This window comes from Paracoccus sp. C2R09, from assembly GCF_018860625.1.
In the GTDB taxonomy this organism is placed as follows: Bacteria; Pseudomonadota; Alphaproteobacteria; order Rhodobacterales; family Rhodobacteraceae; genus Paracoccus.
The window spans coordinates 1-15,542 of sequence record NZ_JAHKQB010000007.1; the positions used below are offsets into that span (position 1 = coordinate 1).

At 64.2% G+C, this 15,542-nt stretch carries 12 protein-coding genes; 2 read left to right on the forward strand and 10 right to left on the reverse strand.

What is annotated here, in order from left to right; all coding sequences use genetic code 11:
* Positions 1-26: 26 nt before the first annotated feature.
* Entirely contained in the window at positions 27-1,079 is a 1,053-nt protein-coding gene (locus tag KO490_RS00525; RefSeq protein ID WP_216017451.1) for a glycosyltransferase family 2 protein, read from the reverse strand.
* 106 nt (positions 1,080-1,185) lie between these two features.
* Complete coding sequence (locus tag KO490_RS00530; protein ID WP_252726921.1) at positions 1,186-1,791, reverse strand: TetR/AcrR family transcriptional regulator; 606 nt, start codon at positions 1,789-1,791, stop codon at positions 1,186-1,188.
* A 148-nt stretch (positions 1,792-1,939) separates the two neighbouring features.
* On the opposite strand from KO490_RS00530, the gene KO490_RS00535 reads away from it, so the two are divergent.
* A complete protein-coding gene (locus KO490_RS00535; RefSeq protein WP_216017453.1) occupies positions 1,940-2,503 on the forward strand; it encodes a carboxymuconolactone decarboxylase family protein in 564 nt (187 codons plus the stop codon).
* An 870-nt stretch (positions 2,504-3,373) separates the two neighbouring features.
* Here KO490_RS00535 and KO490_RS00540 read toward each other — a convergent pair.
* The 4 genes from KO490_RS00540 to KO490_RS00555 all read right to left on the reverse strand — a co-directional run bounded on the left by KO490_RS00540 (position 3,374) and on the right by KO490_RS00555 (position 7,822).
* Positions 3,374-4,441 (reverse strand): hypothetical protein, encoded by a 1,068-nt coding sequence (locus KO490_RS00540; RefSeq protein ID WP_216017454.1) that lies wholly within the window; start codon positions 4,439-4,441, stop codon positions 3,374-3,376.
* Positions 4,438-6,150 (reverse strand): hypothetical protein, encoded by a 1,713-nt coding sequence (locus KO490_RS00545; RefSeq protein ID WP_216017455.1) that lies wholly within the window; start codon positions 6,148-6,150, stop codon positions 4,438-4,440. Before KO490_RS00545 ends, KO490_RS00540 begins: the two co-directional genes overlap by 4 nt.
* 729 nt (positions 6,151-6,879) lie before the next feature.
* The gene (locus KO490_RS00550; RefSeq protein ID WP_216017456.1) at positions 6,880-7,128 is read right to left on the reverse strand and encodes a DUF6552 family protein; all 249 of its coding nucleotides are present in this window, start codon (positions 7,126-7,128) and stop codon (positions 6,880-6,882) included.
* On the reverse strand, positions 7,118-7,822 hold the full coding sequence (locus tag KO490_RS00555; RefSeq protein WP_216017457.1) for an SDR family oxidoreductase: 705 nt from the start codon (positions 7,820-7,822) through the stop codon (positions 7,118-7,120). Before KO490_RS00555 ends, KO490_RS00550 begins: the two co-directional genes overlap by 11 nt.
* A 135-nt stretch (positions 7,823-7,957) precedes the next feature.
* Here KO490_RS00555 and KO490_RS00560 point away from each other — a divergent pair, with 135 nt between their 5' ends.
* The gene (locus tag KO490_RS00560; protein WP_252726922.1) at positions 7,958-8,827 is read left to right on the forward strand and encodes a LysR substrate-binding domain-containing protein; all 870 of its coding nucleotides are present in this window, start codon (positions 7,958-7,960) and stop codon (positions 8,825-8,827) included.
* A gap of 228 nt (positions 8,828-9,055) precedes the next feature.
* Here the strand turns inward: KO490_RS00560 and KO490_RS00565 are convergent, their stop codons facing one another.
* The 4 genes from KO490_RS00565 to KO490_RS00580 all read right to left on the reverse strand — a co-directional run bounded on the left by KO490_RS00565 (position 9,056) and on the right by KO490_RS00580 (position 15,462).
* A complete protein-coding gene (locus KO490_RS00565; RefSeq protein ID WP_216017459.1) occupies positions 9,056-10,309 on the reverse strand; it encodes an MFS transporter in 1,254 nt (417 codons plus the stop codon).
* Positions 10,310-10,468: 159 nt separating this feature from the next.
* Positions 10,469-12,679, reverse strand: a complete 2,211-nt coding sequence (locus tag KO490_RS00570) for a hypothetical protein (protein ID WP_216017460.1) — start codon at positions 12,677-12,679, stop codon at positions 10,469-10,471.
* 211 nt (positions 12,680-12,890) lie between these two features.
* Positions 12,891-14,648 (reverse strand): cytosine permease, encoded by a 1,758-nt coding sequence (locus KO490_RS00575; protein WP_216017461.1) that lies wholly within the window; start codon positions 14,646-14,648, stop codon positions 12,891-12,893.
* Between the two features lie 220 nt (positions 14,649-14,868).
* A complete protein-coding gene (locus tag KO490_RS00580; RefSeq protein WP_216017462.1) occupies positions 14,869-15,462 on the reverse strand; it encodes a hypothetical protein in 594 nt (197 codons plus the stop codon).
* Positions 15,463-15,542 lie beyond the last annotated feature (80 nt).

Below are 15,542 nucleotides of genomic sequence, written 5' to 3' on the forward strand. Positions count from 1 at the left end.
ACCGTGGAAACGCAAGGTGACGATGGTCACGCCCCGCCGCGCAGCAAGGTCTCGTTGCGACGCATCCGGAACAGCGCATTCAGCAGACGGACCTGCGTGTCCATGTCGAATTGCGACCCCCGAAGATGCCGAAGCACGCGGCTGTAGAGATAGAACGGCTCCGATCGAAGGATCAGCTCCTCGAAACGCCGACGCCGCCAGGCAACGCCCGCAAGGTGAAGTCCCGCCAGGATCTCGTCGCGCATGAACATCTCGATCAACGTGCCAAGCGCGGCATCGTGCCGCCCGATCGAGCTGTCCGGCACCTCGTTCAGATCCCGGTCCATCCAGTAGTCCAGCCCGATGCCCTGATCCAGGTGGTTCGGCTTGCCACGATCGGCCTTGACGATGAAGCTCTCCAGTGAACCGAGCGGATAGTGGTTGATCTGCGCCAAACCGTATCGCGGACCCGTCTTCGGAACCACCGTTCCCATCACGCGCGAAAGGCGGTCCCCGTTGTCGTCGTGCCATCGCAGCCCCGTCTCGTCGGTGGCGGATGACCGCGATTGCGGCTTGTGCACCCCCAGCCGAAGCCGGTCCGGATCGTTTCGATAGAACGCCTTGAACTGCACCGCACGCCACGGCCAGACCAGGGCCTCGGGCGCGCAGCGCGTGAACTGGCGCGTCACCGGAACGTCCTCGAACTCCACGGCTCCGCCGCTTCCGAACATTCGCCATGACAGCAGGAAACCGTCTGCCGATGGGCAGGCGCCGATCAGGTCGTCCAACCTGCCGGTCCCGGTATGGATGTTCAGGAACTCGTCGCAATCGGCAACATAGAGCCATTCGGAATGCTTCACATAGGGGTGGTTCTCGGCCCGCTTCAGCGCCGTCCATTGGACGGGCTTCTTGCCGCGACGCGGGTTGCGCAGATGGGCCAGGTAACCAAGCTCCTGAAGCCGGTCCAGCATGGCATCCGTGCCGTCGTCGCAATCGTTGCTGTAGACCAGAATGTTGTCGAAACCGATGAGCCGGTGATAGGCGACCCATTCCAGAATGAACGGCGCCTCGTTGCGCATGGTCGTGACAACGGTCTTCATCGGCTATCCAAGGTTGTGCAACTGACGGGGTTCACCGGGCAAATATGGCATGCCGCCACACTGGCCCGTGGGGCCGGCGGGGACAACCGCCCATCATGCGTGGGGATCAGGCGTGGCCTCGATGCGCGGGCGTCACCGTCAGGCGGCCGATCTCGTCCGCGAGGTCCGCACAAAGGCTGTGCATGCGTTCGGGGTCGCTTTCGCGCTGCGCCTGGATCTTCAGTCCGAAGATGTAGGTCTGCAACCGTCGGGCGATGCGTCCCGCATCGCTGTCCCGCGGGATCTCGCCCAACTGGGCCGCTCGGGTCACTGCCTGCGTCAGAAGCGCCTCGATCCGGTCCAGCTGGTCCATGATCGCCCTGCGCAGTTCGTCCCCCGCGGAAACTTCGAGAAGGGATTTCACCAGCATGCAGGCGGTCGAGGGTTTGTCGCATGGGGCAAGATCGGCCAGGCCCAGCAGATGCGCCTGCAGCGCAGCGATGGGCGAGGGGGCATCCGCGATCAGCGTTTCCAGATCATGGGCCATGCGCGCGGCATAGCGATCGATGGTGGCGCGGAACAGCGCCTCCTTGCTGTGGAAGGCGGCATAGATGGATCCCGGGCGCATCTGCAGCGCATGTTCCAGATCCTTGAGCGAGGTCGCATGATAGCCTTGGGCCCAGAACAGACCCATGGCCGCGTCCAGCGCCGTATCCCGATCATATGAAGCCATGCGTGCCATCGTCACTAGATACGCCCGCTCGCGCATAAAATGAAGGGGGTCGGAAAAAATTTGAGCGTTTGCTCAAATTGCCCCTTGAGTGAGCGCTCAAGAATTGCCATCTGTTGTCGGCAAGCGAATGACAGCAAGGATTATCGCCATGACCAAGTTCGAGCGTTTCGACGAGAACACCGCCCCCGAAGCCGCCCTGCCGCTGATCGAGAAGTCCAAGAAGGCATTCGGTCGCCTGCCGGGCCTGCACGCGGTGATGGCCGGTTCGCCCGCCCTGCTGGACGGCTATCAGGTTCTGCACCGCCTGTTCGCCGAGGAAACGGCCTTCGACGCCGATGAGAAGACCGTCGTGTGGCAGACGATCAACGTCTATCACGAATGCCATTACTGCGTTCCGGCCCATACCGGCATCGCCAAGGCGATGGGCGTCAGCGACGACATCTCGAACGCGCTGCGCGACGAGACGCCGCTGCCGAACGCCAAGCTGGAAGCTCTGCGTGATTTCGTCCTGATCATGCTGGACACCCGCGGTAACCCGACCGACGCGCAAATGCAGGCCTTCTTCGACGCAGGCTATGAACAGCGCCACGTGTTGGACATCATCCTGGGCATGGCCCAGAAAGTGATGAGCAACTTCACCAACCACGTGGCCCAGACCCCGGTCGATGCGCCGATGCAGAAATTCGACTGGACGCCCAAGTCCAAGCGCTGATGCGTCCGCAGCGATGATCGGCATGCGGGCACCCTTCGGGGTGCCCGTTCGCATTTCCGGACCTGTTCGTCCAGGGCGACCGTCCTGCCCCCGGGGGCCTTCGACATCTGACAGTGCGGGGCCTGCGTTCCCATCGGTGTCGGTCGGAAGACGATGCGGCCCAAGCGCCCGCCCGTCATCGGCATTTCGGGCCGAAGGGTCGCGCACGATCTGAATGTCGCCAAGGTCCAAGGCAACCGCCTACATCTTCGGCGACGCCTGCGCCCGGCCCAGCTGGCGGATCGTCCTGAAACGGGCCGGAAAACGGCGTTGCTAGGCGCCGCATCGCCTCGGACAAACCGCTGCAGAATTCTTTCATCGAAGCGTTCGACGACCACGGCGCGACGAGCTGCAGATCTTTCGATGCCTTGGCTGATAAGCCCCGTGAAATCGCTCTTTGGCCCTACTGCAATGACGTCACGCCGCGTTCCCCGTTCGCCAAGCGGAGGCCGCTCGAGGAGCGCCGCCCTGAAACCAGCTGGCGACTGGTAATCCCGAGCCGGCTTGAATGCAGGGGCAGGTCAGGGATCATCGTGCCTGACGATGCGGCGGACCCGACGTTCCGACAGGAAAGCTTGCCGCGCAGATCCGTGCGACGGGCCCATTTCGCGCCGTTGCCGGCTGATTTCGCGACCATACGGCAGAAACCGAGCGGCGCAGAGCGGTTGCAACCCCTGCGGCCGCTGATCGGAAGGCGTCAGACCCGGCCTTGTGCCGTGCCGAATCGCAGGGGAACTCGGCGAATGGGGTGACCGTATCAAGGTCCGGCCAGGATCTTGCCGACAGGGCCGCAGCTGACCACTGACGGCCTGCCTTGAAGAGGATGGCCGTTCAGGGGCCGTAGATGCTCCAGAAGAACAGCCGCAGCTTGTCGCTTGGTTGATAGCCCTCGAAATTCGCCTCGAATGCGGCATCCAGCAGCGAAGGCCGGGTCAGCACCAGCTCGGACAATGTGCGCGAAAACCGCATGAGAAGCTGTGCCTTGACAGGTTCGGCATCATCGGGATTTCGCATGAAGATCACATAGCGATCATCGCTGTAGGTCGTGGCAGCGGGACGGAAGTCGCAGGTGCCGAACAGCTTCAGGGCCCGGTTCACGATTTCCAGATCCCCGACGTAATACTGCAGCCGACCCGCACAGAAGGCCTCGGCGACCTGTTGGTGGTCGTCGAAATCCATGATGGGCGGGCTTCTCGGCTGGGGCGGTGCATCGATGGCCCCAAGGTCGTCCGATCCTTCGGGCGCCGACGCCGGTTCGGGCTGGGCCGTCAGGCCGCAGGTCGGGTTCGACGCCATCCAGCCTGTCGGGTTGTGCATGTATTTCAGAAGCCCCTCGCGATAGTTCTTCCATTCGTTGCCATCGAGAATCCGCATCAGCCCCTGATCGAAGGCGGTGGTGCTCTTGACCAGCCCGATCTGGGGCGGGCAGGGCGATTGCCGGATCTCCTCGCGCGGCTGCGCGGCAAAACCGATGCCGGACATGTAGAGCGGCAGCGAGGCCGTGAATTCCCGGACCCGGTCGCGCGTGACGGTCGCCGGGTCGCACAACACGTCCACCGCATCGTCGACCCCTTGGGCGCGCAGCTTTTCAAAGCGGTTTGCGGCGGTTATCTCAACGATGCGGATGTCCAGGCCTGCAAGGCTGCCGCGTTCTTCCATCTCATCGAGGACGCGATCGCAGATATAGACCATGTACCCGGCATAGCCCTGGCCGGCCAGCCGACCGCTGCTGGTCCCGGGCGGCAGCAGCGTATCGCCCGGCCGGTAGGAAAAGGGCGGCGCATCGGCCCGCACGGCAATGACCAGCTCGGTGCTGCTGTCGGCCTGCGCGGGCGCCTGATCGGGCTGCGCGGTCGCAAGGGATGCCGTGGCGATCAGGATTGCTGCGGCTCTGATCATGTCACCTGCACCTCCTGTGTTGCGTCCGGGTTCTCGGACAGTTCGAGCAGCAGGGCATAGGCGGCCAGAAAGATCGTCATCGGTGCCAGAAGGAACAGGGTCTCGCGCAGGGTCCACAGGCTGCGCATGAACGGGCTGGTCCCGGTGCTGAAATTCGGGACCGCGAAGACGACGCAGCTCAACGCGACGACGAAGGCGGGGATCGCAACCATCAGGGTCGATCGCAGCGTCATGCGTGCGGCCAGTTCGTCATGCTGATCGGTCGCCATCAGGACACCGATCGACACCAGCGTCGCCAAGGGAATGAAGAACACGAGATACAGCGCCATGCCTTGCAGGAAATAGGCCAGCTGCGCCTGCGTGGTGATGCGTCCCGCCCCCCATTCCCAGATCACCATGATTGCACCCACGGCCGCCATCCCCAGAAGCCCCGGCACGATGGAGGTCGTCAGCAACCGCGCATAGGGAGGAGAGGAGAGCGACCATTTCCGCCATTTGCCCTGTTCCCGCCGGATGTCACGGATCAGCAGCGCAAGGGCACTGCTGACAAAGCACATCGCCGGCGCGGTCAGGGCGAAGCTGGCAGAGTCGCCGGCGATCGTCGCGATGATATCGGTCGAAAAGCGCATGCCATCCAGCGAAGCCGGCGGCGCGATCAGGACATAGATCACATAGAGCAGTCCGACCGCCACGAAGGTGCCGACGGCACAGGCCAGGGTGGCACCCACGACGGCATCCATGTTCGCCTCGGTCTCGTGGCGCAGACGGTCGTTGATCTGGCGCAGCAACCTGTCGCGCGGCCGCGTCGAGGTTTCCGACAGGGTCGAAAAGTTGCGCCCGTTGCGGATGAACTGGACCGCGAAAAGGGCCAGCACATTGTCGCGCAAATCGCGTGCGTGATCGTAGAACAGCGTCTGCTGTTCCAGGCCGCTGCCCTCCCATGCCGTCAGGTCCTGGCGCAAGGTGGCATAGCTCTTGCTCAGCGCATTGCGCAGATCGCCCATCGAGGCGGTGGACGATGTGCTGAACAGCCGGTTGCGCGCGGCCCCCGTCACAGTGGGCAGCAGCAGGTCGATCTGGGCCAGATAGCTGCGCAGATCCTCGCGCGCGGTGTCCGGCAGGTGCCACTTGTCGCCCTTCGGGATCTTGAGATCGAGCAGGGCGACCAGTTGCCCGCCTTCTTGTTCAAGCGCCGCCTGCACATCCGGATTGCCAAGGTCGAAGGTTTCCAGCCCGTCCACGATGCGGAAGACACCGTTGGGAATATTGGCCGCCCTGTGCGCGACATTGCGGATCGCACGTTCCACCGGGGCCAGGATGCCCGATACCATCGCGACCATGATTGCCGTCGCGATATAGAAGGGTCGGGCCAGATCCTTGTCGACGGCCAGTCCCTGTCCATTCCCGGGGTCGTCCGCAAGAAAGTCGATGCCGCTCGGGCCGACCCGGTCGCCGGATGCATCGGAAAAGATCCGATACAGCTCATCCGAACCGATCAGGACCGCATACAGCACCAGATAGATCAGGACATACAGCGTGGCGCCCCGGGCTCGTTCGCCCAGGGTCGAGATCGAATCGATCTGAACGCCGCGCAGGATCGAGAACCGATCGGTGGACACGTGCTGCGAGGGCTTTCGAAACTGCTGGATCGCCTCGGCCGCAAGCACGATCGCACCAGCAAGCACGACGGTCAGACTGGCAAAACTCATGCCCGCACCTCAGAGGCAGGTCTTGGCTTCAGGGTTGCACGGTCCGACAGCGACGGGGGCATCGGGACCCTGCAGGGTCGCATCAGACAGAATGATCGCAAGCATGCCGGCAAGGGCGATTTTGGATAAGGAAAACATGGGGCACCTATTTTACGAAGTTACCACTGGAATATAACATATTAATTATTTCCGGTCATTAATTAGATTCTTGAATATATTATGTGCGCATCAATTAATTTGATAATATAAATGAATTGCGTTTATCACCTATTTAGGCAAGGAGGCGGTAAGACCATCCAGATGCCGGCTCGGTTCTGCCTTTCCGTCATCTCGATGTATCTCGGGCGATTCTTCAGCGCTCTTCTTGGCTGAACATCCGTCGCGCCGAAATGTCCTGGGTGGCGAAACGAGCGGGCAGTCCGGGTGATCACCGAACTGAAACCGCTCGCTGACATCTGGCCGCGGATGCCGAATGAGATGTGTCCGGCAGGGTGTGAATGGACGATCGGCAGAGATTCTCCGCATTGCGGCTCGGTGACCCTGTCGGTGCTGCGTGGTCGAACCTGCCGACCGGGGCTCGACCAATGCGGGGACCGTCGTCTCCAGGTCACGCTGGCCCCCGCCGCAGGGCCACAGGCCTGCTGCGTTTAATGCTCGCACCGAACTAGGGCGTCCTCCTTGGCTGTGATGGAGGGGCCGCCGTGAGCCTGAGGTGTAAGATCTGTCAGGTCACTGAGCAGCCATCCCCGCCAGCATGGAACCCAGAGCGACGAGATGTATCAGCATGATCGCCCTGTCGTTCCAGAGGATGCCGACGATCAGCCATCCCAGAACGCCGACGAGGAACAGATAGAGGTTCCAGGGCGTCCAGCCGAAACCGGTTCCGGCATAGCCGAGAATCTGGATGATCGAGGCCACCCATTTCACCACGAACGCCGTCCGGCCGTGCCCGCCGATGGTCGTTGCATCAGACGCCATGGGTCAGTCCTCCGTCGATCCGCCAGTTCTGCCCGGTGACATAGCTGCCGCCTTCCGATGCAAGCCATCCGATAAGCGAGGAGACCTCTTCCTCCCTGCCGTATCGGCCCATCGGGATGCGCGTTCGGCGTTCCTCGGTTTCTGGCAGGCTGTCGATGAAGCCCGGCAGGACATTGTTCATGCGGATGTTCTGCGCGGCATGCTTGTCGGCAAAAAGCTTGGCGAAACCGGCAAGCCCGGCGCGGAAGATCCCCGAAACCGGAAAGAGCGGGTCGGGCTCGAAGGCTGCGAAGGTCGAAATGTTGATGATCGCCCCGCCACCCTGCGCCGCCATGATCGGGGTCACGAGGCGGGTGGGACGGATCACGTTCAGAAGATAGACATCCAGTCCTGCATGCCAGTCATTATCGGTGATCTCGATGATGTCGCCATTGGGTCCATGCCCGGCAGAGTTCACCAGGACATCGATGCGGCCCCACCGGTCCACCGCCCCGTTCACGAGGCGCGCAAGATCCTCGATCGACCGGTTCGATCCGGTGACGCCGAAGCCACCGAGACCTTCGGCAAGCGCCTTCCCCTTGCCCGAGGAAGACAGGATGCCGATCTTGAAGCCGTCGGAGGCCAGGCGTTTCGCGGCACCGGCGCCCATCCCGCTGCCTCCTGCCGTGACCAGGGCCACTTTTTCTGTCTCCATGATCCTGCGCTCCTTACCCGGCCCAAGATGCCGTCTGCCTCTGTCATCCTGCAGATAAGGGGGATAGGGTCATCTGACCAACCAGCCGGGCTGTTACGAGAGTGTAGGAAATCTATCGTGTCGAATGATATCGGCTTGCCTCCCCTGAACGGCCTTCGGGCATTCGCGGCGGCAGGCAGGCATCTGAACTTCCGCGCGGCGGCCGAAGACCTCGGCGTGACCCAAGGGGCGGTGGCCCAGCAGGTCCGGGGGCTCGAGGATCATCTTGGCCTGCGCCTGTTCCTGAGAGAGCCGCGCGGGCTGACCTTCACCGAGGAGGGGCGCGCTTATCACGCGGCGGTTTCGCGGGCTTTCTTGCAGCTGTCGGAGGCGACGGCGGCACTTCGGGCGGCACCATCGCGGGTGACGATCAGCGTGACCCCCACCTTCGCGTCGAAATGGCTCATCCCGCGACTTGCAGAGTTCACCGAGGCCCATCCCGGGATCGACCTGCGCATCACCGCGACCGAGCGTGTCTCGAGCTTCCATGCCGACGGGATCGACCTTGCGGTGCGGCAGGGACGACCGCCCTTCGGGGCGAGCCTGCGCGCCGATCTGCTGTTTGCACAAGAGGTCGTCGCGGTCTGCTCGCCCAACCTGATCGCCGGTCGGGACCTTCCGCTTGGCGCGGCGGATGTGTCGCGCATGGTGCTGCTGCACGATTCGCACGATCTGTGGCCAAGATTCATCGAGGCGGCCTTCGGGGATGGGACCGAGCTGTCGCGCGGAGTTCGGTTCAACCAGACGACACTGACCATCGACGCGGCCCTGGCAGGGCAGGGTATCGCGCTGGCAAGCCGTTTCCTCGTTCAGCGGGACCTGAAGGCCGGGCATCTTGTGCAACCGCTTAACTGCGCGCTGGACGGTGGATTGGACTTCCACCTTCTGACGCGGCGTCAGGGCGCGTCCGATGCCGCGTTGCGCGTCCGGGACTGGCTGCTTGGCATGGCGAACCGGCGCGACTGAGGCGATCGACCTGCTTCGTCGCGCAGAAGACAGCTTGTCCGCCGGACCGGCCTGCGGGACGGAACGGCGGGGCCACCCCACCGCTTTTATCGGGTGATAGGCTGGTCGTTCCATATCGCGCCGCAGAAGGTGCTGGCCATGGGCAAGGGCGGATCCCAGGGCCTTGGACCCGGGGCCTTCCACGCAGCATTGGGCAGTCCGGTAGGAAAGGCAGGGCGGCTTATGGCCTCAGCCCTCTCGCTCGTTCGCCGCCTGCTCGGCCGACCAGTTGCCTGCGGCCTCGACCGCGATGGGGGATGTCGTGGGAAGGACCCCGAGATAGCTTTCGGTCTGATCGACCGGAACGGTCGTGGTCTGCGTCATCCGATACAGCGCATAGACCGCGATCATCGCGAAAAGCGACCCCAGAACCGCCCAGAAGGCGAAGGGGCCGAAGCTCTGCATGGCCCAGCCCGCGACCAGGGGGCCCGCGATCGCACCGAGGCCGAAGGTGAAGACCAACCCGCCCGAGGCGGCGGGCATGTCCTCGACCGGCAGGGCATCGTTGGTATAGGCCAGAAACAGCGCATAGAGCGGCGTGGTCACCCCGCCGGCGAAGAATGCGGCCGCCATCATCCCGATCAGGTTCCAACCCGCCAGGCTGCCCGCCGCGCAGCAGGCCGCACCGATGGCCGAGGCCGCGAAGATGAGCCTGCGCCGGTCCATCCTGTCGGACAACCAGCCGATCGGAACCTGCAGCAGCAACGCGCCCGCGAAGAGCATGGCCACGAACAACGAGATCTGTCCCGAACCCATCCCGATCTGCGTCCCGAAGACCGCGCCCATGCCCGATTGCGTCGCATAGACGGCACCCAGCAGAAAGATCCCGACCGTGCTGAGGGGCGCGGCCTTCAACAGCGTCGCCATGGACATCGGTCTGGTGATCTCGGCGACGGGGGCGGGGGTGACCGACAGCAGGATCGGCGCGAAGGAAACCGAAACGAGGATCGAGGCGCCGATGAACAACTCGGACGTGCCGGCATCGCCAAGCGTCAGCAGGCCCTGCGCCCCGATGATCCCCAGGGTCTGCGCGATCATGTAGGCCGACAGCACCTTGCCGCGCGTCTCGTTCGTCGAGGCCGCGTTCAACCAGCTTTCGGCCGCGACATAGATGCCCGACATGCAGAAGCCCACCAGCAGGCGCAGCATGGTCCATGCCCAGGGCTCGGTCAGAAGCGGCAGCGCGATCAGGGCAGCCGACATGAAGCTGCCGAGCGCGGCGAAGACGCGGACATGGCCGACGCGGCGGATCATCACGGGCGTGTAGCGCGCCCCCGACAGGAACCCCATGAAATAGCCCGAGGTCACGACGGCCAGCTGGACCGAGGAGAATCCCTCGATCCCGCCGCGCAGGCCCACCAGCGTGAAATGCATGCCGTTGCCCAGCATCAGCAGCACGATGCCTAGCAGCAGCGCCCAGACCGTCGACAGGATGGTGATCATTCCGCATGCCTTTCCGCGATAAGCGATCCGGCCTGCATCTGGTCACGGAATCCCGGCCCGGGCCAGCCATTGAACGGCAGCGCCCCGGCGGTTTGCGACATGTCCGGCATGCAAGGTCAGAATCCGGGCACTGCCCGCCGGCCATGCGCGCCCTGGGGGTCAGGTATCGCGCCCGTCACCAAGGGCTTTCATGCCCAGCCTGACCGCCCGGTTCGGTCCGCGCGCCAGCACCCATCTGCCGACCCTGCGCGCAAGGTCCGGGCGTTCCCGCGCCACGGCACGCTTGAACAGCTCCTTGTGATAGCGCGGGAAATCGCGGCGGGCGCGGAGCGTGCGATAAAACTCGACCTCGTCCAGATCCCCGGACAATGCGCGCAGGATCGTCGGCGTCAGGATGCCCATCTGCGACAATGACGATCCGAGCCGGTGGCCCATCAGCGGACAGCGCAGCTTCACCACGTTGTCGCTAGTGAAGCGGCCGACATGCCCGCTGTCTAGCGGCTCGTAGGGGTCATAGAGGATCGTGACCTTCGCCGCCGTTTCGCTGACCTTCGCGGCATCGCCATAGGGCCCCGAATAATCCAGATCCCAGGCCGTGCGGTATCGCGTTTCCCAGGGCACAAGGCTGCGGTCCAGCGTGGATTGCGGGCTGATCGCGACGACATGGGCGCCGGGGCAGGCGGCACTGAAGGCCGCAGCCGCATAGCCGCCCATCGACGCGCCGTAGAAGACCACCCGCCGGAATCGGGCGAAGAAGCCGCTGTCGCGCAGGCGGTCGAATTCCTCGGCCACCCAGGGCTCGCGGTACCAGGTCCACCCCCCGGCCAGCACGCCCAGCATGGACCAGCCCTGCTTCTCGATGAAATCGTGGCCCCATGGCCGCCGATCGGGGCGCTTGTTCATCGCGATGTCCAGATTGTCGAACGTGACCACCAGGACGTCGGAATTGCGGGGGACGTGCAGGAAGCTGTGCCCCTTCGGTCCTTCGCGAAAGAAGCCGTCCGTGCCGGCAAGCTGGGTGGCGATTTCGGCCCAGCTGCCGTCGGATTGCGGCGCAGGCGGGTCTGGCTGCATCACGACGCGCCGGACGGTGCCATTCTCGCGTTCGGACAGGATCTCGGTGTTGCCATGCGCGTGGAAGAAGGGGAAGGCGCCCGAACCCTTGCGGATGTCGGAATAGAGGCGGCTTTCGGAATGCAGGCAGCGTTCGAGGATCGGGGTCAGGCGCTTGATCTTGGCCTGATCGCCGAAGCCGCGCAGGTTCAGCAGCACATCGGCCGGCGCAAGGTCCTGCTCTCGGGTGATGATGCGGATGGCATCCGGATCGACGCCGTTGCGCACCAGCGTCGCCCGGTAATCCTCCATCGCGTCGGGGCGCTGGCCGAACCTGCCGTCGCGGTCCATGTCGATCAGCCGGACCTCGCAGCCGTCGCGCATGTGAAGCGAGATGACCAGCGAACGCGCCCCGCCGCTGATATCGCAGACCGCGCCCTCGATCGCGGGGATCCGCTCCAGCAGGGCGGTATCGAAACTGGCGATGTTGCGGCCCGTGATCGGGGCCAGTGCGGGTTCGATCCCGTGCTTTGCCAGCGCCTTTTGCCACCAGGACCCCGGCGGCGGCAGGCCGAGGTGATGCTTGCCCAGTTCCCTCTTGTTCGAGGCCCAGACATGCATCGCGGTCGTCCGCGGCGCGATGCGTTCCTCGACCCGTTCGGCGTGGCCGTTGAACAGCATGCATTCGCGGAACGTCACCGGATAGAATGCGGCCACGGGCTGCACGCGATCCGTCAGACCGAATTCCCGGATGTAATGGGTCAGCATGGTCGGGCCCCAGATGCCCCAGGGCTGCTGGCAGACATGGACCGGACGGCCCGCATCGCGCGCCGCGGCATAGGCCTTGCGATCCGCCATGGACAGGAAGGGCGCGATGGAGTGCCGATCCGACGTGAATTCGATCATGGCCGCCAGGGCGGGGCTGTCGGCAGGCATGCCGAGGACCGCGTTGTTCACCCTGTCGCTACCTGGCAGTTCGAAGCCGAAGACGTGGTCGTCATCGTAATCCATCACCTTCTGGCAATAGACATCCGTATCCACCCAGATCATCCCGGGATTGCACCGGATCATGTGCAGACGGAACAGGTCCGCGAACAGGGCATAGCTGTTCTTGCGTTCATACTTGATGAAATCGTCGGTATCGATCACCTCGCGCCCGTCGCGACAGATCACCCCATCGGGGACGTTCGGGATATCCTCGTAATGGAACAGGGTGATCTTCTGACCGGCATCGACGAAGGACATGAGGCAGAGCTGTTCCATCCAGCTCAGGGCGCCACCGATCCACAACGTGCCGACTTCGCGCATCCTGCCCATGCCGATTTCTTCCCCCCATTGCCCGCAACCCCGCCGGTCGCGGAACGCGCCTCTTCCCGAGGCTTGCGTCATTGCTATCGTTGAAATGGCGGCATCGCAAACGTCCACATCCGCAAGTTGCGAAGATCGGGCATGCCCTCTGGGCGACATGTGAAAAACCCCGGCGGACCGCATGGTCTGCCGGGGTGTTTCGATACTGCTGATGTCGCGATCAGCCGGCGGCGACGCTGGCCGTCGCAGGCGCATGGGTGCGCGACTTGGACCGTTTCAGATCCCACCATGCGAACAGGAAATAGACCGCCGTGCACCAGATCGTCAGGTCGTAGAACAGTTCCCGGTTGGCATGGTAGCTTGCCAGATCGGGGCTGGCGAACAGCACCCGCGCGGCAAGGATCGCGGGAACCAGCAGGCCCACGATCATCCAGGTTGCCCGGATCGCCTTGGTCGCGAAGGAACCGTCGCGCACATGCTCGACCGTTTCGGTCGCTTCCAGATGGCGGTGGTGATCGGCGATGGCCGCGTTCAGCTCGTCCAGTTCCCGCTCGGCCTGGGGCCAGCTGCCATTCGCGCCCGCGCGGCGCGCCAGCAGCGTGTAGGTCGCGATCGACAGCATCCAGGTCGGCACGAAGAGATAGTAGAACGGCATCACCTGCAGCAGGTTCAGGCCGAAGCCGAAGACCAGCGCGACGGCCCAGGTGACGATGGCCGGCAGGTTCTGATGCGACCCGCTCAGCTTGTGCCAATAGGTCTTCATGCCCAGTTTCGGGAACAGATGCTGTTCGGCGAAGACGATGCCGCCGACCGGGACCAGCAGAAGGCCGGCATAGGTCAGAAGCGGCAGGAAGCTGCGATAGATGATCGGGAAACAGCTGCCCACGACCACGGCGGCCCCCACGATCAGCGTGACCTTGGTGCGCGACGTGTTGGGAAAGACTGCCTGCGCGGCCAGGCCTGCCCGATAGAGGTTCGAGTTGGCCGTCGTCCAGCCCGCCACGATGACGATCACGAAGCCGCTGGCCCCAAGCGCCAGATAGGCCACGTCGCCGGGCGACACGACCGCGATCGAGGTCTGCATGAAGCTGGCGGTGGCCGCGCCCATCATCGCGGCCGAGATCCAGGCCACGTAATGGCCGAACATCATCCCGGTGGCGGTGGCCAGGCCATAGCGTTTCTTGCGGGCATAGCGCAGCAGCGCCATGTCGATCAGGCCGAAATGGGCGAAGGTGTTGGCGGCCCAGCCGAAGCCGATGACCTCCCAGATGCCGATGCCCGGCTGGCCGTCGGCATTGGTGCCGGTGAAGACGGTCGCGCCCGCAAGCTCGAAGAACTCCGAGAAGCTGGCAAGCATGGTGTGCCCGGTCAGCGATTCGTTCAGTGCGGGGATCAGCACCATGCCGCCCGCGGTGAACATCAGCATCAGCCAGGGCGCGCAGATCGAGGCGAATTCGCTCAGGACGTTGAAGCCGTAATAGGCCACGAGAACGGCGATGACGCTGGCGGATGCGGCGACCGCGACGAAGGCGGGGCTGGTGGGCCAGGGTCGGATCTGCGGGGGAATGTCGAACAGCAGCTGCAGCGCCGTGGCGGACACGGTGATCATCGCGGCCGAGATCACGACGAAGATCAGCACGTTGGCGCCGTTGTACAGCCTCGAGAACATCTCGCCCATGTTCTGTTCGAGATAGGTATAGAGGCTGAGGCGCGTCTTGACGGCGATCGGCGCGGTGATCAGCCAGAAGCTGAGCACGGCCAGCAGGTTGCCGATCAGAAGCCCGATCAGGATGTCGTGGATCGTCGCGCCAAGCGCCACGAAGGCCGCCCCGATAACGAATTCGGTCGCCGCGACATGCTCGGCCGCATAGAGGCCCAGGAAATGTCCGGGTCCGTGAAGCCGGTGCCGGGGCACGGGAAGCTGCTCGTCATCCATTCCAGCAATGGCCTGGCGCATTTCGACTGAAGTCTTTGCCATCTCGTCCATTCAATTCTGTCGGCCCCGATCGGCGGCGCGATGCGCTTCGGGGACGTGTTCGTACCGGGAAGGCGGCTGGATCCTCCGATGCGGCCACCTGTCGCATCCCCGCGGGAAGGGTCCCGCCGGGCGTCCGGGGCTTCTAGCGCCAGAATGTCCCGCATACCAGCGGGTGATGGCTGTCCCCGTCAGGCTGACGCTGCGTAAACCGGGGCGCGGCTCAACTAGCCGCCTCGTAGAGTTCGAACTCGCGCGGGAGTTCGCGTTCCAGCAGCCGGATATCGGCGGGCGTGACCTGGTTCTCGCGCCTGGGCGAACGGTTGAGATCCTGCGGCGGGGCGACCCTCGCACCCAGCCGCTCGCACAGGAAGGCATCCGCGGCAGACCGATTCTCGTGACGATAGAGGATGTTTGCGCGGAACGGGGGCTCGGGGGATGTCAGCATGATGCTCTGCCGCCCGACATCGGCGCGGGGCGGGGGGGCCGCGGACAGGTGTTCGCGCAGGAAGGTGGCAAAGCCGATATCGGCGGTCGATCCGGGGCGGCCCGCGATCTCGGGGCGGCTGCGATACCGATACCAGCTCCAGAGCCAGTCCGCCGGATGCCGCACGAAGCCGAAATGATCGAGGCCCTCGCGGTTCTCGGGCAGCAGCGGCAGGATCTTCTTCGTGAATCGGCGCAGGCCCATGTGCTTGATGGTCGTCGGATGGCGGAAGACCATGTCGGCATGGGGATGCAGATGGTCGATATAGCTGTGGGTCCCGGTCCTGGGGACCGAGAACATCACCAGCGACTTGCGCCAGAAGATCATCATGGGCGGGGCCTTTCTGCCGGACGGGGCGGCGTCACGCTGTGCCGGATACCGCCCCGATGCAAGGCTTGCCCTTGGTGCAG

Coding starts and splice junctions, on each gene's coding strand:
- KO490_RS00530 (WP_252726921.1), bottom strand. CDS start 1,791: ATGGCTTCATATGATCGGGATACGGCGCTGGACGCGGCCATGGGTCTG.
- KO490_RS00545 (WP_216017455.1), bottom strand. CDS start 6,150: ATGAGTTTTGCCAGTCTGACCGTCGTGCTTGCTGGTGCGATCGTGCTT.
- KO490_RS00580 (WP_216017462.1), bottom strand. CDS start 15,462: ATGATGATCTTCTGGCGCAAGTCGCTGGTGATGTTCTCGGTCCCCAGG.
- KO490_RS00540 (WP_216017454.1), bottom strand. CDS start 4,441: ATGATCAGAGCCGCAGCAATCCTGATCGCCACGGCATCCCTTGCGACC.
- KO490_RS00550 (WP_216017456.1), bottom strand. CDS start 7,128: ATGGCGTCTGATGCAACGACCATCGGCGGGCACGGCCGGACGGCGTTC.
- KO490_RS00525 (WP_216017451.1), bottom strand. CDS start 1,079: ATGAAGACCGTTGTCACGACCATGCGCAACGAGGCGCCGTTCATTCTG.
- KO490_RS00565 (WP_216017459.1), bottom strand. CDS start 10,309: ATGATCACCATCCTGTCGACGGTCTGGGCGCTGCTGCTAGGCATCGTG.
- KO490_RS00570 (WP_216017460.1), bottom strand. CDS start 12,679: ATGGGCAGGATGCGCGAAGTCGGCACGTTGTGGATCGGTGGCGCCCTG.
- KO490_RS00535 (WP_216017453.1), top strand. CDS start 1,940: ATGACCAAGTTCGAGCGTTTCGACGAGAACACCGCCCCCGAAGCCGCC.
- KO490_RS00575 (WP_216017461.1), bottom strand. CDS start 14,648: ATGGCAAAGACTTCAGTCGAAATGCGCCAGGCCATTGCTGGAATGGAT.
- KO490_RS00555 (WP_216017457.1), bottom strand. CDS start 7,822: ATGGAGACAGAAAAAGTGGCCCTGGTCACGGCAGGAGGCAGCGGGATG.